The following is a 19,306-nucleotide window of genomic DNA, read 5'->3' as shown; positions in this document are numbered from 1 at the left end:
GGTTATTGATCATCGTCCCAGCCATCGATCTGCCGCTTTTCGCGCTGCATTTCGCGCTGGAAGATATCTTCCAGTTCCCGCCGCGCTTCACGCACGCGCGACGCCTGCGCACTTTCAGAGAGGCTGGGCATCAGTTCACGCAGCATCCGCATATCGAGCCGGCGGAAATGCTGCTGGGCGCGATGCGCCTGATGCGGATGCATCCCCAGAGACATCAGCGTCTTGCGTCCCAGCTCCAGCGCACTGGAGAAGGTTTCACGTGAGAACTGCGTCACGCCAGCCTGCAGCAGTTCGTGTGCCTCGACACGGCCCCGGGCGCGCGCCTGAATCTGCAGCTGCGGGAAGTGCTGCTGACATAAGTGCACGATGGTCATCACATCTTCCGGTTCATTACAGGTGATCACAATCGCCTGCGCGCTGGCTGCGCCCGCCGCGCGCAATAACTCCAGCTCGGTGGCGTCGCCGTAATAAACCTTGTAGCCATATTTGCGCATCAGGCTTACCGCACTGATGTCGCGCTCCAGCACGGTGATGCGTTTGTTGTTCGCCATCAGCAAGCGGCCGACCACCTGGCCGAAGCGACCAAAGCCCACCACAATCACCTGTGGCTGATCGTCTTCAACAAAGTGCTTCTCTGCTTCTTCATCGGGCTCATTGAAGCGATGCGCCAGCAGACGATCAATGCCCTGCATCAGCAGAGGCGTGGTCATCATCGACAGGGTGACGGTCACCAGCAGCATCGGCAGCTGATCGCCGGAGAAGAGCTTCGCCGAAGAGGCCGCGGAGAAGAGCACAAAGGCGAACTCGCCCCCCTGACTCAGCACGCCGGCAAACTGCTGCCGCTCGGAACTGCGTAAGCCATAAATACGCGCCAGCAGATAGAGCACCAGCGTTTTCACCGCCACCAGCGTCACCACGCCGAGCAGGATGGTCACAATATGGGTATAGAGCACACCGAGGTTGAGCGCCATGCCAACGGAAATAAAGAACAGGCCCAGCAGCAACCCTTTGAAAGGGTCAATCGCCACCTCCAGCTCATGCTGATATTCACTCTCTGCCAGCAGGATCCCCGCGATAAAGGTGCCTAGCGCCATCGACAGACCCAGCGCATCCATAAACAGCGCGGAGCCCAGCACCAGCAGCAGCGAGGCGGCGGTAAAGACCTCACGGACACCTGATGCGGCGATATAGCGGAAGATAGGCCGCAGCAGATAGCGCCCCCCCACCAGCATACCTGCGAAAGCCAGCACCTTCATGCCGACTTTCATCCAGTCAATATGGCCACTGTCGGTGCCCGCCAGCAGCGGAATCAGCGCTAGGGCCGGGATCACCGCGATATCCTGAAACAGCAGCACCGAAAAGCCCAGCTGCCCCGCTTCGCTGCGGTTCATGCCTTTATCCATCATCAGCTGCAACGCCATCGCGGTTGAGGACATCGCCAGACCGATGCCGCCGATGACCGCCGCCTGCCAGCTAAAGTCGGTCAGCCACAGCAGGCCGCCCAGAATCGCCGCAGAGAAGATGACCTGCGCCGCGCCGACACCAAAAATGGAGCGGCGCAGCGCCCACAGCTTTGCCGGGTTCAGCTCCAGGCCAATAATAAACATCAGGAAAACCACGCCCAGTTCCGAGAAATGGAGAATCTCATCGACGTCGCTGATAAAACCTAATCCCCACGGGCCGATAACGATCCCCGCCACCAGATAGCCCAGTACAGCACCAATCCCGAGGCGAGCCGCCACCGGTACAATTAATACCGCCGCGACCAGATAAATCACCCCGGCGGTCAGCAGCGTTTGCCCTTCCATCTATATCCCTCCATTCGGCAGCGGAGCTGCGAGCCACTCGCCATAGGCGCGGGCATAATTTTTCATCAGTTCAGGACTCTGCCGACGCGCCCAGTAGACGATCATCGGCGGCATCCAGTGCATGCGGCACATCTGCGCGGTCAGCTCAAAGGGCCGCATGATGTCATTGAGTGAATAGCGGTTCAGCCCCTGCTGTTTAAAGGCGCTCTCCGGCTCCCCGGTCGTCACAACGCTGCGCCAGTATTTTCCTTCCAGCGCATTGCCATCCACGCCACTGGCAAAACCGCGCGACAGCACCCGGTCCAGCCACTCTTTCAGCAGGGCCGGACAGCTATAGGTATAGAGCGGATGCTGAAAAATGATGACATCATGTTCGCGCAGCAGCTGCTGTTCATGATGAATATCGATAAAAAAATCCGGATAGGTGGCGTACAGATCGTGTACGGTGACGTGTTCCAGCGCCTGCGCCGACTGCAACAAAATCCGGTTAGCGACGGAATCCTGTAATTCCGGATGAGCAAAAAGCAGTAACACGCGGGGTGGCTGCGACATCCTTTCCCTCCAAAGCGTCGTCATTGGTGCGGTTTTCGGCTACCATGCACGACGCAGCAAAATCTCATTATGTTGCCAGTAAATTAACATATTCTGACGATACGGCGCTTACATGATTGTCTTCTCTGCCTTACAAATTCGCCGCGGCATCCGCGTCCTGCTCGACAATGCCACCGCCACCATTAATCCCGGTCAGAAGGTCGGGCTGGTGGGTAAAAACGGCTGTGGAAAATCCACGCTGCTGTCGCTGTTAAAAGGTGAGATCACCAGCGATGCCGGCACCGTCACCTTTCCTGCTCACTGGGCGCTGGCCTGGGTTAACCAGGAAACCCCCGCGCTGGACAAAGCCGCGCTGGAGTATGTGATTGATGGCGACCGCGACTATCGCCAGCTTGAGGCTGAACTGGCGGAGGCCAACCGGCGGGACGACGGCAATGCGATCGCCCTGCTGCACGGCAAGCTTGATGCGGTGCAGGCGTGGAGTATCCATGCGCGCGCCGCCAGCCTGCTGCATGGTCTGGGCTTCAGTCAGGAGCAGCTGCAGCGCCCGGTCAGCGACTTCTCCGGTGGCTGGCGGATGCGCCTCAATCTGGCTCAGGCGCTGATCTGCCGCTCCGATCTGCTGTTGCTGGATGAACCGACCAACCACCTCGATCTTGATGCGGTGATCTGGCTGGAGCGCTGGCTGAAGAGTTACGAAGGTACCCTGATCCTGATCTCGCATGACCGTGACTTTCTCGATCCGGTGGTCGACAAAATCATTCATATCGAACAGGCGTCGATGTTCGAATATACCGGCAACTACACCTCCTTTGAGCGGCAGCGCGTCGCCAAACTGGCTCAGCAGCAGTCGCTGTATGAGAGTCAGCAGGAGAAGGTGGCGCATCTGCACAGCTACATTGACCGCTTCCGTGCCAAAGCCTCCAAGGCGAAACAGGCGCAGAGCCGCATCAAAATGCTGGAGCGCATGGAGATGATTGCGCCTGCCCATGTCGATAACCCATTCAGCTTCACCTTCCGTAAGCCGGAAAACCTGCCCAACCCGATTCTGAAGATGGAGAAGGTCACGGCGGGGTATGGCGATCGCATTATTCTCGACGCCATCAAGCTCAACCTGGTGCCGGGTTCGCGCATTGGTCTGCTGGGCCGCAACGGGGCGGGTAAATCGACCCTGATTAAGCTCCTGGCGGGCGAGCTGGAGGCGATGGAGGGCAGGATTGGCCTGGCGAAAGGGATCAAGCTCGGTTACTTCGCCCAGCATCAGCTCGAGTACCTGCGGGCCGACGAGTCCCCGCTGCAGCATCTGGCGCGCATTGCGCCGAACGTGCTGGAGCAGCAGCTGCGCGACTATCTGGGCGGCTTTGACTTCCGCGGCGATAAAGTCACGGAAATCACCGAACGCTTCTCCGGCGGTGAGAAAGCGCGCCTGGTGCTGGCACTGATTGTCTGGCAGCGCCCTAACCTGCTGCTGCTGGATGAACCGACTAACCACCTTGATCTGGATATGCGCCAGGCGCTGACGGAAGCGCTGATCGACTTCGAAGGCGCGCTGGTGGTGGTGTCGCACGATCGCCATCTGCTGCGCGCCACCACGGACGATCTCTATCTGGTGCACGACGGCAAAGTGGATGTCTTTGCCGGCGACCTCGAAGATTATCAGCAGTGGCTGAGCGATCTGCAGAAGCAGCAGGCGCAACAGGAGGCCGCGCCAAAGCAGGACAACGGCAACAGTGCCCAGGCGCGAAAAGATCAGAAGCGCCGCGATGCCGAACTGCGTGCGCAGACTCAGCCGCTGCGTAAAGAGATCGAAAAGCTGGAAAAGCAGATGAGCAAATGGCAGAGCCAACTGGCCGATGCCGAAGCTCAGCTTTCAGACAGTGCCATTTATGATCCTGGCCGCAAAGCGGATCTGACCACCGCGCTGCAGCGTCAGGCAGAGAGTAAATCGGCGCTGGAAGAGGTGGAGATGGCGTGGCTGGAGGCGCAGGAGCAGCTCGAACAGATGATGGCGTCCTGACGGGCTGGCCTTCTCCCTGCCCGCAGGGAGAAGGCTGTGCGCTTAACGGGGTCTGTCGCCCAGGACGGTGGCCCGCTGCATAATCCGGCGCGCCGGATAGTAGTCGGCATTGGCATAGTGCTGTGTGACCCGATTATCCCAGATAGCCAGATCGTTGGGCTGCCAGCGCCAGCGCACCTGGAACTCCGGTTTGGTGGCGTGAGCGAACAGAAAGCGCAATACCGCCTCACTCTCCTTCTCACTTAACTCCACGATCCGCGTCGTGAACCCCTCATTCACAAACAGGGCTTTTTTGCCGCTGACCGGATGAGTGCGGATCACCGGATGCTGCACCGGCGGATGTTTATCGACCGCCTGCTGCCAGCGCTGATGCTCCTCCGGGGTTTTGCGGTACTTATACTCCTGGAAGGACTTTTTAAAATCGTGTTCCGCACTCAGGCCCGTCAGCAGTTGCTTGAAGGGTTCAGAGAGCGCATCGTAAGCCGCTATCCCGCTGGTCCAGAGTGTATCGCCGCCCGCCGCCGGTAGCACCTTAGAAGCCAGCAGCGCAATCGCAGGCGGCGTGTCGATAAAGGTGACGTCGGTGTGCCAGTTATCATTATCCGGCGGGTTATCCTGGTGGGTATCCAGCACGATAATCTCCTCCACGCCTTCCGCATGCGGATAGACCGGATGGATATGCAGGTCACCGAAGCGCACCGCCAGCGCGCGATGCTGCTCCGGCGTAATCTGCTGATCGCGCAGAAACAGCACCTGATGCCGCAACAGGCCGTGATAGAGCTGCTCAAACTGCGCATCGCTCAGGGGGCGCGAGACATCCAAATCAGAAACCTGTGCGCCAATATAGGGGCCAAGCGGGGTAAAACTAAGACGTTCACTCATGATTGTTCTCCACTCCAGGGCGTCAGACGGCGCTGCAATGCGCGGAGCCCGAGTTCTAAGCTAAAAGCGATAACGGCAATCACCGCGATACCTGCCAGCACCACGTCGGTGGCAAGAAACTCTCCGGCCGACTGCACCATAAACCCCAGTCCTCGCGTGGCGGCAATCAGTTCAGCCGCCACCAGCGTCGACCAGCCCACGCCCAGACCGATGCGCAGTCCGGTCAGGATCTCCGGCAGCGCACCCGGCAGAATCACCCAGCGCAGCAGCTGCCAGCGGTTAGCCCCCAGCGAGCGGGCCGCCCGCAGCCGCACCGGCTGTGTGTTTCGTACCCCGGCCAGGGTGGAGAGCGTCACCGGTGCGAAGATGGCCAGATAGATCAGCAGAATTTTTGAGGTTTCGCCGATGCCGAACCAGATCACCATCAGGGGCAGATAGGCGAGAGGCGGAATCGGGCGATAAAGCTCAATCAGCGGATCGAGCAGTCCACGCGCAACCGGGCTGAGGCCCATGAGAATGCCGGTCGGAATACCGATGGCGGCAGCAGCGGTCAGCGCAATCAGCATGCGCGTCAGGCTGGCGGCCAGATGCTGCCAGAGCGTGGCATCCATAAACCCCTGTGCGCTGGCAATCAGCAGCAGCTTGCTGAACACCTGCTGCGGCGGTGGCAGAAACAGCGGCGCGATCAGGCCCAGCGCGGTCACGCCCCACCAGAGCAGTAACAGCAGAGAGAGGCTCAGCAGGCTCAGCGTCAGGGCAGTTGAGAAAGGCCAGCGCAGCCGACGGCGCACCGGCAGAGATTTGTCGTTGATAAGCGCGCTCATGCAAATGCCTCCCGCTGATCAAACACCCGGCTCAGCACATACTCGCGCTGGGCGATAAACTGCGGATCGGATTTGATGCTGCGGCACGACTCGCCCGCGGCAAAGCGCCGGCCAAAATCGGGGCGCAGGCGCTCGACAATGCGGCCCGGTCCGGGTGAGAGCAGAATCAGTTCGCTGGCGAGGAAAATCGCCTCTTCAATGTCGTGCGTAATCAGCAGGATCTGTTTACCGCTGTCACGCCACAGTGTCAGCAGCAGGGTCTGCATCTGTTCGCGGGTAAACGCATCCAGCGCACCGAAGGGTTCATCCAGCAGCAGCAGTTGCGGATCGGTCGCCAGCGCGCGTGCGATGCCCACCCGCTGACGCTGACCGCCAGAGAGCTGCCAGATGGCGCGCTTCTCCGCCCCTTCCAGCCCCACCTGTCTGATCAGACGGCGCGCCACCGCCTCACGCGGCTGGCGGGGCATTCCGGCCAGCTGCAGACCAAACGCAACATTATCCAGGACGTTGCGCCACGGCAGCAGCCCCTCATTCTGAAACACCACGCCGCGCTCCGCGCCAGGTCCGGTCACCGGCTGGTTATCCAGCGTAATGGAGCCCGACTCAACCGGCAGGAATCCGGCGACCAGATTCAGCAGCGTGGTTTTGCCGCAGCCGGAGGGGCCCAGTACCACCAGCAGTTCCTGGCTGTCCAGTTGCAGGTTGATATCCTGCAACACCGGCTGCCCGGCATACCGTGCATTAAGGTGAGCGATGCGCAGCATAGTGCCTCCTTACTGTTTAACGAGTGGTGCGACGAAGCGGGAAGTGACGTAGCTGCTGTAGTCGTTATCGGCCTGTGGCACTCTGCCCTGCGCTTTCAGAAACTGCGCGGTATCGACAATCGCTTTATTGACCGGTTTGCCCAGCTGCTCAACCTGCTGCTGCGCCGTCAGATAGGTATTCCCCTTCACCAGGTCCGGCACCTGCGCTTCCGGCACCCCGCTCAGGCGTGACAGTTTGCTGAGGTTTTCAGGCTGCTTCAGCCAGCTGTCGGGACTCTTCAGGTAGGCTTGTTGCGCCTCGATAGCGCTGCGGGCAAAGGCAGTGACGATCTCCGGATGCTGTTCGGCAAAATCTTTGCGTACGACCCAGACATCCAGCGTCGGTGATCCCCAGCTCCCCACCTGCGAAGAGTCGGTTAACACCCTGCCCTCTTTTTCCAGCTCATTCACCGCGGGTGCCCAGACATAGGCCCCGTCAATATCGCCGCGCTGCCAGGCAGCAATAATCGCGGGCGGCTGCAGATTAACCAGCTGAACCTGCGACGACTTAATGCCCCAGTGTTTCAGCGCAGCCAGCAGGCTGTAGTGGGTGGTGGAGATGAACGGCACCGCGATGCGCTTGCCGATAAGAGCTTTCGGGGAGGTGATGCTCTTTTTGACGACCAGGGCTTCCGAATTACCCAGCTGCGACGCGAGTAAAAAGGCTTCAATCGGCAGCTTCTGCGCCGCGGCCACTGCTAACGGACTGGAACCGATATTACCAATCTGGACGTCACCGGAGGCCAGCGCACGTAATACGCCCGCGCCGCTGTCAAACTTACGCCAGTCAACGCTGGCTCCGCTATCTTTGGCAAAACTGTTGTCCGCCTGCGCCACTTTTGCCGGTTCGGCGGAAGTCTGGTAGGCCACGGTGATATTCACCGCATCAGCCCGGAAAGCCAGCAGCGCCAGCGCGGCGGCTAAAAGTGTGAAACGTGTTGTTGCCATGATCGTTTTCCCCCCTGTTTTTTTATCGTGGGGGCAGTGTCTCTGCGCACTATAGTTTCACAAAGGAATTAAAAATTATCCCTAATAGAAATAAGTTCTTAGATCACTATCTGCAAACCTAAGTCAGAAATCGCAAATGCTGAAAATAGCTAAAGTAAGCAAAAATGTCAGGCGCTCACATTGTCCCTGTGTTATTGATATGTGTTCCCATTCATTGCCTGTTAAGGTCTCTGTAACCCGATGTCGATTGAGAAAGTCGCTCAGCTGGCTGGCGTCTCCAAAGCCACGGTATCGCGGGTACTCAACGCGCATCCTGGCGTCAAGCCCGATACGCGTGAGAAAGTTCTGGCGGCGATCTCTGCCTGCGACTATCAGCCCAACTTACTGGCACGTCAGCTGCGTACGGCGCAAAGCCACATGCTGCTGGTGCTGATCTCAGATATCACCAATCCCTTCTGCTCGCGCGTGGTGCAGGGGATAGAGGCAGAAGCCGAACTGCATGGCTATCACATCCTGCTCTGCAACTCCGCTTCGCAGCTGCAGCGGGAAGCCGCCTATCTGAGTTTGCTGACCGGGAAAGTGGTGGATGGCGTGATTACCATGGATGCCGCGTCGGGCTTGCAGGATTTGCAGGCGCTGATTGCCGGTGCGCCGTGGGTGCAGTGCTGCGAGTTTGATCCGACGATCCCCGCCTCCTCGGTCACCATCGATCATCTTGAAGCTGCGCGTGACACCGTCCATTACCTGGCCGGTAAAGGACGTAAACGCATCGGGCTGGTGAATGGCGATATGCGCTACCTCTATTCACATCATCGTGAAAAGGGCTACCGGCAGGCGCTGGAAGAGCTGGAGTATCCCTGGTCTGGCGTCGCTTATACCGATGAAATTTCCCCTGAGGCGGGCAGTCAGGCCGTGAAGGAGCTGCTGGCGCTGCCGGAACCGCCGGATGCGGTGTTTGCGGTTTCCGATGTGCTGGCGGTGGGTGTGGTGCATGCGGCACTGGAGGCAGGTCTGCGCGTACCGGAAGATCTGGCGGTAGTCGGTTTTGATGGGATTCCGTTCACCCGCAGCCTGAATCCGCCGCTGACCACCATCGAACAGCCGATGAACCAGCTGGGCGCTCGCAGCGTGCAGCTGCTGTTGCAGAAGATCCGTAATCCGAACGCGTCAGTGGTCCGCGAAGTACTGCCCTGGACGCGCGTTGAACGCGCATCCAGTTAACTCAGTGCCAGATTAACAGCACGCAGGCGGCAGTCAGCAGCCCCATGGCGAGGTTGAAAATTTTCCAGGCGCGACGGCTGCGCAGAATGCGGCCAATCATCGCGCCGAATCCCATCCAGATTGCGCCCGACAGCAGATTGACCATAAACATGCCGATGCTTATCGCGGCAATCGAATGGCGATAAGCGTCCCCTGCCAGGCTGAAGCTGGCGACTGCGCCCAGCGCCATCAGCCAGGCTTTGGGGTTGATCAGCTGCAGCACGCCCCCCTGCCAGAACGGCATCGGCGCGTCCGGGCCCTGGTCAGTTTCCAGCTTTTCATAGCTGGCTGTGGCGATTTTCCACGCCAGCCAGAGCAGATAGAGGCTGCCGGCGATTTTCAGCATCAGATGCAGTGACGGATAGAGCAGGATCAGGCCACCCACCCCAAAGGCCACCATCAGCAGCATCACCTGCATGCCGATCATGATGCCAATCATCAGCGGAATGGTGCGCACAAAGCCAAAATTAGCGCCCGAGGCGGTGAGTAACATATTATTAGGGCCTGGCGTAATGGCAGCGACCCAGAGAAACCCTAACATCGATAAGAAAAGACTCAGTTCCATGGCAATCGGGTACTCCTTACCCCTGCAAGAAAAAACCTTTCGAAGCTAACAGTGTGATATGGAACAGACAAGCTTTTACCCCATGAAATTTACCGGACCCGGAAATGAGCGCTTTATCCCGCCGGGCTCACTGCGTAATGCGCATCTGCAGACCGTGCTGCCGCGCCTGTTGCGGCGCCATGTCACTCTCCAGCCCCACTGGCAGCGTCTCGATCTGCCGGATGGCGATTTTGTCGACCTCGCCTGGAGCGAAGATCCGCACAAGGCGCAGCATAAACCGCGTGTGGTGCTGTTTCACGGTCTCGAAGGCAGTTTTCACAGCCCCTATATCCATGGCCTGATGGCCATCTGCCGTGCGCGCGGCTGGCTGGCGGTAGTGATGCATTTTCGCGGCTGCAGCGGCGAGCCTAACCGGCTGAACCGGATCTATCACTCCGGCGAAACGGACGATGCCCGCTTTTTCCTGCAGTGGCTGCACCGCCGCTGGGGACGCGTGCCCACCGCCGCCGTAGGCTTCTCGCTGGGCGGCAATATGCTGGGCTGCCTGCTGGGTCAGCAGGGTGCAGACGCCGGGGTTGATGCGGGCGTGATCGTCTCCGCCCCGCTGCAGCTGGAACCCTGCAGCCTGAGACTGGAGCGCGGCTTTTCCCGCGTCTATCAGTACTATCTGCTGGCGCAACTGAAGAAAAATGCCCGCCGTAAGCTACACGCCTGGCCGGATACGCTGCCGGTCAACCTTGCGCAGCTGAAAGCCCTGCGGCGACTGCGCGATTTTGATGACGCGATCACCGCCCGTGCCCACGGGTTTGCGGATGCGACCGACTACTATCAGCGTGCCAGCGCCATGCCGTGGCTGAAGCAGGTCGAAACACCGCTGCTGATCATCCATGCGAAAGACGATCCCTTTATGAGCGATGAGGTGATCCCGCACAGCAGCCAATTATCTGCCACTATTACTTATCAACTGAGCCCACACGGCGGCCATGTCGGCTTTGTCGGTGGGACGTTACGTCAGCCCGAAATGTGGCTGGAACAGCGCATCCCCCAGTGGATCGCCCCTATTCTGGATAACTGATCGCGTGATTATTCCCTGGCAACAGGTCTCCCCGGAGACCCTCGAAAACCTGATTGAAACGTTTGTGCTGCGCGAAGGCACCGACTATGGCGAACAGGAGCGCAGCCTGGTCGACAAGGTCGCGGATGTGCGTCGGCAGCTGGAGTCTGGCGAAGTGGTGCTGGTGTGGTCGGAACTGCATGAGTCGGTCAATATTATGCCGCGCAAAGAATTTCGCGGCTGATGCACCGGCGGGCATTTCATGATAACAATGCTCATTGCCCGACCACACAGGGAGCTTTTCAATGTCTGCTCGTCATCCCATTATCGCGGTGACCGGTTCCAGCGGCGCAGGAACCACCACCACCAGCCTCGCGTTTCGCAAAATCTTCCAGCAGCTAAATCTGCATGCGGCGGAGCTGGAAGGCGATAGCTTTCACCGCTTTACCCGTCCTGAAATGGATATGGCGATTCGTAAAGCGCGCGATTTAGGACGTCACGTCAGCTATTTCGGCCCGGAGGCCAACGACTTTGGCCTGCTGGAGCAGAGTTTCAAAGAGTATGGTCAAAGCGGACAGGGCCAGTCGCGTAAATATCTGCACACCTATGATGAGGCGGTGCCGTGGAATCAGGTGCCTGGCACCTTTACGCCGTGGCAGCCGCTGCCGCAGGACACCGATATTCTGTTCTACGAAGGCCTGCACGGTGGCGTGGTCACCGCGCAGCATAACGTCGCAGAACAGGTGGATCTGCTGGTGGGCGTGGTGCCGATTGTTAACCTTGAATGGATTCAGAAGCTGGTGCGGGACACCAGCGAGCGCGGCCACTCCCGCGAGGCAGTGATGGATTCGGTGGTGCGGTCGATGGAGGATTACATCAACTTCATTACGCCCCAGTTCTCCCGCACCCATATTAACTTTCAGCGCGTGCCGACCGTGGATACCTCGAACCCGTTTGCCGCCCGCGCTATCCCGTCTCTTGATGAGAGCTTTGTGGTAATCCACTTCCAGGGACTGGAGGATATCGACTTCCCCTATCTGCTGGCGATGCTGCAGGGGTCGTTTATCTCGCATATCAATACCCTGGTGGTGCCCGGCGGCAAAATGGGTCTGGCGATGGAGCTGATCATGGGGCCGCTGGTGAAGCGGCTGATGGAAGGTAAACGGATAGAGTGAGCGGCCATAAAGGGCCTTTTTAAACGTATGACAAAACTGGCACAGGGTAAATGTGGCAACCGCTGAGCAGGCTTCAGGGAGCATATAAGTTCAACACGCAGGGAACCGGGTCAGAAGAGGAAAGCGTCCCGCCGCCCGGATAAAAACGCCGGGAGCGTTTTTGAACAACGCAACGTGTTGGCCCGGCTACGGGCGCACCTCAGGGATGAGGTGCGTAATCGCGCGGGCCGAGCGGCCATGGATTGGTTCAAGCGACTTTCCGATCTGACCCGGTTTCCTGCGCAGGCACGGCCTGACAGCGAACCCCCACAAATCGATCTGACCCGGTTCCTTGCACAGGCACAGTCTCAAAGTGAATTCCCCCATCCAGGCACGGCCTCACACCGGACTGCCAGCAACTTTAAAAAAACCTGCGGCTATTACAGCTCAACCACCTCATAGCTATGTGTAATCGTCACCCCTTTCCCCAGCATGATGGCCACCGAACAATATTTTTCCGCCGAAAGATCCACCGCGCGTGAGACCGCTTTATCCTGGAGTGCTTTGCCACTCACGATAAAATGCAGGTTGATGTGCGTAAAGATTCGCGGCGCCTCTTCACGACGTTCTGAGGTCAGTTTTACTTCACAATCAGCCACATCGTTGCGGCCTTTTTGCAGAATTGATACCACGTCGATCGCGCTGCATCCGCCCGCCGCCATCAGCACCATCTCCATTGGGCTGGGCGCTTTATCCCCTGAATTGCCATCCATCAGGATCTGATGGCCGGAGGATGACTCACCAAGGAATGTCATCCCTTCTACCCATTTCACTCTTGCCTGCATGATTTTTGCTCCGGAATACGCTGTTTTGTCGCCAGAGTACGCTTTCGCCTGATAAACAGCAATCCAGAGAAATCCGCCCTTAGCTGAAGCGAGACAACAGAAGACAGTCGGCAAAAGCTGTGCTACAAACAGAGCTGAAAATATTTTTCGTCACCCGATGGCGAAGCCGGGAAGAATGATGCGCACTGCGCCTGATGCGGCCCGAATAATTTCCTGAAAAGGAAACGCTTGAAGCTTTCACCGCCTGACAGGGAAAACTGCCCCCTGTATTTTGGGCACGATTACAACAGAGGATAATAGCGAATGGTTCTCGGCAAACCGCAAACAGACCCTACACTCGAATGGTTCCTGTCCCATTGCCATATTCACAAGTATCCATCCAAAAGTACGCTGATTCACCAAGGTGAAAAAGCTGAAACGCTTTACTACATCGTGAAAGGTTCCGTCGCGGTTCTGATTAAAGATGAAGAAGGCAAAGAGATGATTCTTTCCTACCTGAATCAGGGGGATTTCATCGGCGAGCTTGGCCTGTTTGAAGAAGGTCAGGAGCGCAGCGCCTGGGTACGTGCTAAAAGCGCGTGCGAAGTGGCGGAGATCTCCTACAAGAAATTCCGTCAGCTGATTCAGGTGAACCCTGACATCCTGATGCGACTCTCGTCGCAGATGGCGCGTCGCCTGCAGGTGACGTCAGAAAAAGTGGGTAACCTCGCTTTCCTCGACGTGACCGGACGCATTGCACAGACTCTGCTTAACCTGGCGAAACAGCCAGATGCCATGACGCATCCCGACGGCATGCAAATTAAAATTACCCGTCAGGAAATTGGCCAGATTGTGGGTTGTTCACGCGAAACCGTGGGCCGTATTCTGAAGATGCTGGAAGATCAGAATCTGATCTCTGCACACGGCAAAACCATCGTCGTTTACGGCACCCGCTAATTCCTGTCATCCACGGCGTGATGTTCGCATCACGCCGTTATTGTTTGTGCTGAGCCGATGTGGCGTCGAATTATTTATCACCCTGAAGTGAACTATGCCCTGCGGCAAACGCTGGTGCTCTGCCTGCCGGTCGCGCTGGGCTGGCTGGCTGGCGACCTGCAAAAAGGTCTGCTGTTCTCGTTAGTCCCCGCCTGCTGCAACATTGCCGGTCTCGATACCCCGCATAAACGTTTCTTCAAACGTCTGATTGTGGGCGGCAGCCTGTTTGCGCTTGGCAGCTTCCTGATCCAGTGGCTTACCCTGCATGCGGTTCCGCTGCCGCTGATCCTGTTTGCGATGCCCCTGTTGCTGGGTGTCACCGGGGAGATCAGCCCGCTGCATGGCCGCCTGCTCTCCGGCACCCTCATCGCCGCTATTTTTACCCTGAGCCTGACGGGCCGCATGCCCATCTATGTGCCGCCGCTGCTCTATATCGGCGGCACCCTCTGGTATGGCGTGTTTAACTGGTTCTGGTTCTGGCTGTGGAAAGAGCAGCCGATGCGCGAAAGCCTGAGCCTGATCTACCGCGAGCTGGCGAACTACTGCGACGCCAAATATACCCTGCTGACGCAGCTGACCGATCCGGAGAAGGCCCTGCCGCCGCTGCTGGCTCGGCAGCAGAAAGTGGTCGATTTGATCAACACCTGTTATCAGCAGATGCATATGCTGTCGGCGAGCCGCGACAACAGCCATAAACGGCTGACGCGCGCCTTTCAGGTGGCGCTGGATCTGCAGGAGCACATCTCGGTCAGCCTGCACCGGCCGGAAGAGGTGCAGAAACTGGTTGAGCAGAGCCATGCTGAAGCGGTGATCCGCTGGAACGCCAAAACCATCTCAGCCCGGCTGCGGGTGCTGGCCGATACCATTCTCTACCACCAGTTAGCCGATCGTTTTGCGATGGATAAACAGCTTGGCGCGCTGGAGAAGATCGCCCGTCAGCATCCCGACAATCCGGTGGGCCACTTCTGCCTTTATCACTTCAACCGCATTGCGCGGGTGCTGCGCACCCAGAAACCGCTTTACCAGCGCGACCTGATGGCTGACCGCCAGCGCCGTCTGCCGCTGCTCCCGGCGCTGCGCAGCTACCTCTCATTTCGCTCCTCAGCGCTGCGCACTGCCGGTCGCTTTGCGGTCATGCTGATGCTGGGCAGCGCGCTGGCGCTCTTCTTCAACATCCCTAAGCCCTACTGGATTCTGATGACGATCATGTTCGTGAGCCAGAACGGCTACAGCGCCACCCGCGTCCGTATCCAGCACCGTGCGCTCGGCACCTTTGCCGGCCTGGTGGTCGCGGCGGCCACACTGCGTCTGGCGGTGCCGGAACCTGTCGTCCTGCTGGTGATGCTGGCGATTACCTTTATCAGCTATCGCTTTACCCGTCAGTTTTATGGCTGGTCGATGATTGGCTTTACGGTCACTGCGGTTTACTCGCTGCAGCTCCTCTCACTGAATGGCGCGCAGTTTCTGCTGCCGCGACTGATGGATACGCTGATGGGCTGCCTGATCGCCTTTGGCGGCATGATCTGGCTCTGGCCGCAGTGGCAGAGTGGCTTACTGCGGCAAAATGCCCATGACGCGCTGGAAACCTATCAGGATGCGCTGCGCCTCCTGCTGGGAGAGGAACAGGCACCCGGCAAACTGGCTTATCAGCGTGTGCAGGTGAATCAGGCGCACAATGCGCTGTTTAACTCGCTGAATCAGGCGATGCAGGAGCCGGGTTTCAACGCCCAGTATCTGAAAGATATGCGGCTCTGGGTCACGCACAGCCAGTTTATCGTCGAGCACATCAATGCGATGACCATTCTGGCGCGTGAGCACACCATGCTGACCCCCTCGCTGGCGGAACGTTACCTGCAATCCTGTGAGATCGCGCTGCAACGCTGTCAGCAGCGGCTGGAATATGAGGGTGCCAGTTCGCAGGTTAATCTGCTGGATGAGCTGGGGAATATCAGTGAAGGACCGGTAACGGTGGTGGAGCAGCATGTGCGACGCATTCTCGATCATCTCAGCGTCATGCATACCATCTCCTCGCTGGCGTGGAGCCAGCGACCACAACATGGCCGCTGGCTGATCAGACACTTACGGAAAAAATCCGCTAGCCGTTGAGCACTTTGCCGACAGCCGTGGCAAAGCGGCTCATGCCCTCTTCGATGTCAGCAGGCTCGATGATCAGCGACGGAGCAAAACGCATCACGTCGGTGCCGGCGACCAGCACCATCACGCCTTCAGCGGCCGCGGCATTGAGGATGTCGCGCGACCGTCCGGCATGCTGCGGTTTCAGCGCCGCGCCAATCAGCAGCCCCTTGCCGCGAATATCGCTGAACAGATCGTACTTCGCATCGATAGCCTGTAAGGCGGTCACAAAGTGCTGACGACGCGCCTCAACGCCTGACAGCACCTCTGGCGTATTGATGATATCGAGTGCGGTTTCGGCAATCGCACAGGCCAGCGGGTTGCCGCCGTAGGTAGTGCCATGCACGCCTGGCGCCATCGTCGAGGCGATCTCATTTGTGGTCAGCATGGCGCTGACCGGGAAACCGCCGCCCAGCGCTTTGGCTGAGGTCAGGATATCGGGCTGAACACCATAGTGCTCATAGGCAAACAGCTTGCCGCTGCGGCCCATACCGCTCTGCACTTCATCCAGCACCAGCAGCGCCTGATGCTTATCGCACAGCTCACGCAGTCCCTGCATAAAGGCCTGCGTCGCGGGCATCACGCCGCCTTCGCCCTGAATCGGTTCCACCACGATGGCACAGGTGTGATCGTCGATAACCGCTTTTACCGCCTCCAGGTCATTGAACGGCACATGCACGATGTCCGCCGGTTTCGGGCCGAAGCCGTCTGAATATTTTGGCTGACCGCCAACCGTGACGGTAAACAGCGTCCGTCCATGGAAGGCGTTATGAAAGGCGATGATCTTACTCTTGAAAGGGCTGTGACGTTTGCAGGCATAGTAACGCGCCAGCTTAAAGGCGGCTTCGTTCGCTTCGGCACCGGAGTTGGCAAAGAAAACGCGCTCCGCAAAGGTGGCCTGGATCAGCTTACTGGCCAGGCGCAGGGCCGGTTCGTTGGTGAAAACGTTGCTGGTATGCCATAGCGTTTCGCCCTGGCTTTTCAGCGCCTCCACCAGCGCCGGATGGCAGTGGCCCAGTGCGGTGACGGCGATCCCGCCGGAGAAATCGATATACTCTTTGCCCTGCTGATCCCACACACGACTGCCTTTGCCTTTTACCGGCACAAACTGCGCAGGTGCATAAACAGGCAAAATAACGTTATCGAACGTCTCCCGGGTAACCGCAATTTTTTCCGCCGCCATTGATGACCCCATTTGAATGATAGTTGTGCAACATTGAAATAATAATCACAAAATATGCATAAAAAATCACTCAAAGGCAACTTATTGCGTCAGGAAATTGCGCAGCAGCTGATGACCCTGCTCGCTGAGAATGCTCTCGGGATGAAACTGCACGCCTTCCAGCGCCAGCGTTTTATGGCGGAAACCCATGATCTCGTCGGGCTCACCGTCGCGCAGACTCCAGGCGGTGACCTCGAACGCATCGGGCAGCGTCTCGCGCTGCACGATCAGCGAATGGTAACGGGTGACAGTCAGGGGATTGTTGAGATTGCGGAACACGCCTTTGCCGGTGTGCTGAATGGCGGAGGTTTTGCCGTGCATCACCTGACGGGCGCGCACCACCTGCGCACCATACGCCTGCGCGATAGCCTGATGACCCAGACAAACGCCCAGCACCGGCAGCTGCCCGGCAAAGTGGCGGATGGCCGCCAGTGAGATCCCCGACTCCGAAGGCGTACAGGGGCCGGGGGAGATCACCAGATGGGTCAGCGGTAAGGCAGCCATCTGCTCCAGCGTGATGGCGTCATTGCGCACCACCTTAACCTGCGCATCCAGTTCGCAGAAATATTGATAAAGATTCCAGGTAAAGGAGTCGTAGTTGTCGATAAGCAGCAGCATGACTGATCCAGAATGATAAACCGCGCCGCTATTCTACGTGGTTAAGCCGCCTCACTCACCACTTTCGCAAAAACCGCCTCCAGCGGAGCCAGATCGCCCGCCACACCAGCCTGATTAGCCGCTTTCCAGCTCTCCGCATCGGTCTCTTCCCACGTCAGCAGATACCCGGCATGCAGCGCCAGCTGTTCGAAGAAGATGCGCTGGGCCCGCCCGTTGCCATGGCGGAACGGATGCAGCATGTTGATTTCACAAAAGTAGTGGGCGATACGCGGGATAAAGGCGTCACGCGGGAGGTCAGCCAGCCCCCTCTCCTCTTCCAGCGCGGCCATCAGGGCGTTGCCCTCTTTTTCGATATATTCGAAATGACAGAACGGTGTTTCATCGCGCCAGATATCGATGGTGCGCAGTTCACCGGCCCAGCTGTAGAGATCCTGGAACAGGGTGCGGTGGATCTGACGCAGCCAGGGCAAACCGGGGTTGCGGGGCCCCAGTTCCAGCGTGGCGAGACGCGCCGCACTGAAGCTCAGCTCCGCCTTACGCAACTGGGCGGCATCGTGAATTTCGGCCAGATTTTTCAGCACATTGTCGTGCTGCCACAGGTAAGGGTCCTGGCTGACGGCGCTGTTAGAGTCCATATTGCCTCCTCAGTGACGCCAGACGCGTTTCCGCATCGTCACTCTTCACGCTGATCTCATTCGGTGTGAAGCCCTCCAGCCGACAGCTGGCCTGATAGCTGGCGCTGCGCCGCTGTTGCCACAGTGTGACCTTCTGTTTTTCGGTGAGTTTGTTCGCCATGCCGCCTCCTGCTCAGGTTTTTGCCCTAAGTATAAGAGCAAATTCTGGCTTTGCCGGAGGCGGCGGGCGATCGCCATCCGCAGATGGCGACAAAAGGCGTTAAGGCAGGACTTTCGCGGAGAGGATAACGACCGGTTTAGACGGGACATTCTGGTAAGGGCCAACATCTTTGGTCGGCACCTGAGAAATTTTTTCAACCACATCCTGGCCTTTCACAATCTTACCGAAAACGGCGTAGCCAAAATCGCGCTGTCCATGGTCAAGGAAGGCGTTATCCGCCACGTTGAGGAAGAACTGGCTGGTCGCGCTGTCTTTATCCGCAGTACGCGCCATCGAGATGGTGCCGCGCAGGTTGCGCAGGCCATTATCGGCTTCGTTCTTGATCGGCGCGTTGGTCTGCTTCTGCTGCATATCGGTGGTGAAACCGCCGCCCTGCACCATAAAGCCCGGGATCACGCGATGAAAAATGGTGTTGTTGTAAAAACCGCTGTTAACGTAATCAACGAAGTTTTTTACGGAAACCGGCGCTTTCTGGTTATTCAGTTCGAGTTCGATATTACCGGCGGAGGTGGTAAGCAGAACGTGCGTGTCGCCTTTTGCGGCCAGCGCCTGGGCGGAAACAGATGAGAGCGCTAACAGGGTAATGGCCGCTGTTAAAGTACGTTTGAACATGAAAGGTTCCTTACCCTGGAGAGTGGGGATCGAAAAAAGTGATTTAGTGTAAAGAGCATGGAATACAAGAGCCAGCGTTTTACCTATATTTACGCTGCCTGCGCAAAAGCGAGACGCAAACGTTAACCCTCAGCAATTACGTGATTAAAATCACACAACACATGAAATTTGGATCTGTA

20 protein-coding genes are annotated in these 19,306 nt (G+C 58.2%); 7 read left to right on the top strand and 13 right to left on the bottom strand.

Going from position 1 to position 19,306, the window contains the following annotated elements:
- Nucleotides 1-2: 2 nt before the first annotated feature.
- A complete protein-coding gene (gene kefB / locus F3I47_RS18465) occupies nt 3-1,808 on the bottom strand; it encodes a glutathione-regulated potassium-efflux system protein KefB (protein ID WP_150030068.1) in 1,806 nt (601 codons plus the stop codon).
- Nucleotides 1,809-2,360, bottom strand: coding sequence for a glutathione-regulated potassium-efflux system ancillary protein KefG (gene kefG, locus F3I47_RS18460; protein ID WP_009087624.1), 552 nt, complete (start codon nt 2,358-2,360; stop codon nt 1,809-1,811). It abuts the gene before it with no gap.
- 112 nt (nt 2,361-2,472) lie between these two features.
- Here kefG and F3I47_RS18455 point away from each other — a divergent pair, with 112 nt between their 5' ends.
- Nucleotides 2,473-4,377, top strand: coding sequence for an ABC transporter ATP-binding protein (locus F3I47_RS18455; RefSeq protein WP_009087627.1), 1,905 nt, complete (start codon nt 2,473-2,475; stop codon nt 4,375-4,377).
- Between the two features lie 42 nt (nt 4,378-4,419).
- Here F3I47_RS18455 and tauD read toward each other — a convergent pair whose 3' ends face one another.
- Genes tauD through tauA form a run of 4 tightly spaced genes read right to left on the bottom strand, consistent with a single transcriptional unit; the run spans nt 4,420 to nt 7,834 of the window.
- A complete protein-coding gene (gene tauD, locus F3I47_RS18450) occupies nt 4,420-5,259 on the bottom strand; it encodes a taurine dioxygenase (RefSeq protein ID WP_150030069.1) in 840 nt (279 codons plus the stop codon).
- On the bottom strand, nt 5,256-6,083 hold the full coding sequence (tauC, locus tag F3I47_RS18445) for a taurine ABC transporter permease TauC (RefSeq protein WP_150030070.1): 828 nt from the start codon (nt 6,081-6,083) through the stop codon (nt 5,256-5,258). The genes tauD and tauC overlap by 4 nt, the downstream gene beginning before the upstream one ends.
- Nucleotides 6,080-6,847: a taurine ABC transporter ATP-binding subunit gene (gene tauB / locus F3I47_RS18440; RefSeq protein ID WP_009087632.1), complete on the bottom strand. Its 768-nt coding sequence runs from the start codon at nt 6,845-6,847 to the stop codon at nt 6,080-6,082. Before tauB ends, tauC begins: the two co-directional genes overlap by 4 nt.
- 9 nt (nt 6,848-6,856) lie before the next feature.
- Nucleotides 6,857-7,834, bottom strand: a complete 978-nt coding sequence (gene tauA, locus F3I47_RS18435; RefSeq protein WP_150030071.1) for a taurine ABC transporter substrate-binding protein — start codon at nt 7,832-7,834, stop codon at nt 6,857-6,859.
- 240 nt (nt 7,835-8,074) lie between these two features.
- On the opposite strand from tauA, the gene F3I47_RS18430 reads away from it, so the two are divergent.
- Complete coding sequence (locus F3I47_RS18430) at nt 8,075-9,055, top strand: LacI family DNA-binding transcriptional regulator (protein ID WP_046100706.1); 981 nt, start codon at nt 8,075-8,077, stop codon at nt 9,053-9,055.
- Between the two features lies 1 nt (nt 9,056).
- Here the strand turns inward: F3I47_RS18430 and F3I47_RS18425 are convergent, their stop codons facing one another.
- Nucleotides 9,057-9,659, bottom strand: a complete 603-nt coding sequence (locus tag F3I47_RS18425; protein WP_009087637.1) for a LysE family translocator — start codon at nt 9,657-9,659, stop codon at nt 9,057-9,059.
- 58 nt (nt 9,660-9,717) lie between these two features.
- On the opposite strand from F3I47_RS18425, the gene F3I47_RS18420 reads away from it, so the two are divergent.
- From F3I47_RS18420 to F3I47_RS18410, 3 genes are all read left to right on the top strand, one after another.
- Nucleotides 9,718-10,734, top strand: coding sequence for a hydrolase (locus F3I47_RS18420; RefSeq protein WP_150030072.1), 1,017 nt, complete (start codon nt 9,718-9,720; stop codon nt 10,732-10,734).
- 4 nt (nt 10,735-10,738) lie between these two features.
- Nucleotides 10,739-10,957, top strand: coding sequence for a YheU family protein (locus tag F3I47_RS18415; protein WP_009087640.1), 219 nt, complete (start codon nt 10,739-10,741; stop codon nt 10,955-10,957).
- Between the two features lie 61 nt (nt 10,958-11,018).
- Nucleotides 11,019-11,888: a phosphoribulokinase gene (locus F3I47_RS18410; RefSeq protein WP_009087643.1), complete on the top strand. Its 870-nt coding sequence runs from the start codon at nt 11,019-11,021 to the stop codon at nt 11,886-11,888.
- A gap of 419 nt (nt 11,889-12,307) precedes the next feature.
- Here F3I47_RS18410 and F3I47_RS18405 read toward each other — a convergent pair whose 3' ends face one another.
- On the bottom strand, nt 12,308-12,712 hold the full coding sequence (locus F3I47_RS18405) for an OsmC family protein (RefSeq protein WP_150030073.1): 405 nt from the start codon (nt 12,710-12,712) through the stop codon (nt 12,308-12,310).
- 303 nt (nt 12,713-13,015) lie between these two features.
- Between F3I47_RS18405 and crp the strand changes: the two genes are divergently transcribed.
- Together crp and F3I47_RS18395 are read left to right on the top strand one after the other, a co-directional pair.
- Nucleotides 13,016-13,648 carry a cAMP-activated global transcriptional regulator CRP gene (gene crp / locus F3I47_RS18400; RefSeq protein ID WP_003852956.1) on the top strand — a complete coding sequence of 211 codons (633 nt, stop codon included), beginning with the start codon at nt 13,016-13,018 and terminating at the stop codon, nt 13,646-13,648.
- 57 nt (nt 13,649-13,705) lie between these two features.
- Nucleotides 13,706-15,793, top strand: coding sequence for a YccS/YhfK family putative transporter (locus F3I47_RS18395; RefSeq protein WP_009087646.1), 2,088 nt, complete (start codon nt 13,706-13,708; stop codon nt 15,791-15,793).
- Here F3I47_RS18395 and F3I47_RS18390 read toward each other — a convergent pair.
- The 5 genes from F3I47_RS18390 to ppiA form a co-directional block, all read right to left on the bottom strand.
- Complete coding sequence (locus tag F3I47_RS18390) at nt 15,783-17,003, bottom strand: aspartate aminotransferase family protein (RefSeq protein ID WP_150030074.1); 1,221 nt, start codon at nt 17,001-17,003, stop codon at nt 15,783-15,785. The two genes, F3I47_RS18395 and F3I47_RS18390, sit on opposite strands and share 11 nt — an antisense overlap.
- 81 nt (nt 17,004-17,084) lie before the next feature.
- Complete coding sequence (locus F3I47_RS18385; RefSeq protein WP_009087650.1) at nt 17,085-17,660, bottom strand: aminodeoxychorismate/anthranilate synthase component II; 576 nt, start codon at nt 17,658-17,660, stop codon at nt 17,085-17,087.
- A gap of 41 nt (nt 17,661-17,701) precedes the next feature.
- Nucleotides 17,702-18,295, bottom strand: coding sequence for a putative adenosine monophosphate-protein transferase Fic (locus F3I47_RS18380; protein WP_150030075.1), 594 nt, complete (start codon nt 18,293-18,295; stop codon nt 17,702-17,704).
- Nucleotides 18,285-18,455 (bottom strand): YhfG family protein, encoded by a 171-nt coding sequence (locus F3I47_RS18375; RefSeq protein ID WP_009087653.1) that lies wholly within the window; start codon nt 18,453-18,455, stop codon nt 18,285-18,287. The genes F3I47_RS18380 and F3I47_RS18375 overlap by 11 nt, the downstream gene beginning before the upstream one ends.
- Nucleotides 18,456-18,554: 99 nt before the next feature.
- Nucleotides 18,555-19,127 (bottom strand): peptidylprolyl isomerase A, encoded by a 573-nt coding sequence (gene ppiA, locus F3I47_RS18370; RefSeq protein ID WP_046100711.1) that lies wholly within the window; start codon nt 19,125-19,127, stop codon nt 18,555-18,557.
- Between the last annotated feature and the right edge of the window lie 179 nt (nt 19,128-19,306).

The sequence above is a fragment of the Pantoea sp. M_10 genome, assembly GCF_008631515.1.
Lineage (GTDB): Bacteria > Pseudomonadota > Gammaproteobacteria > Enterobacterales > Enterobacteriaceae > Pantoea > Pantoea anthophila.
This window is presented reverse-complemented; position numbering and strand designations above follow the sequence as displayed.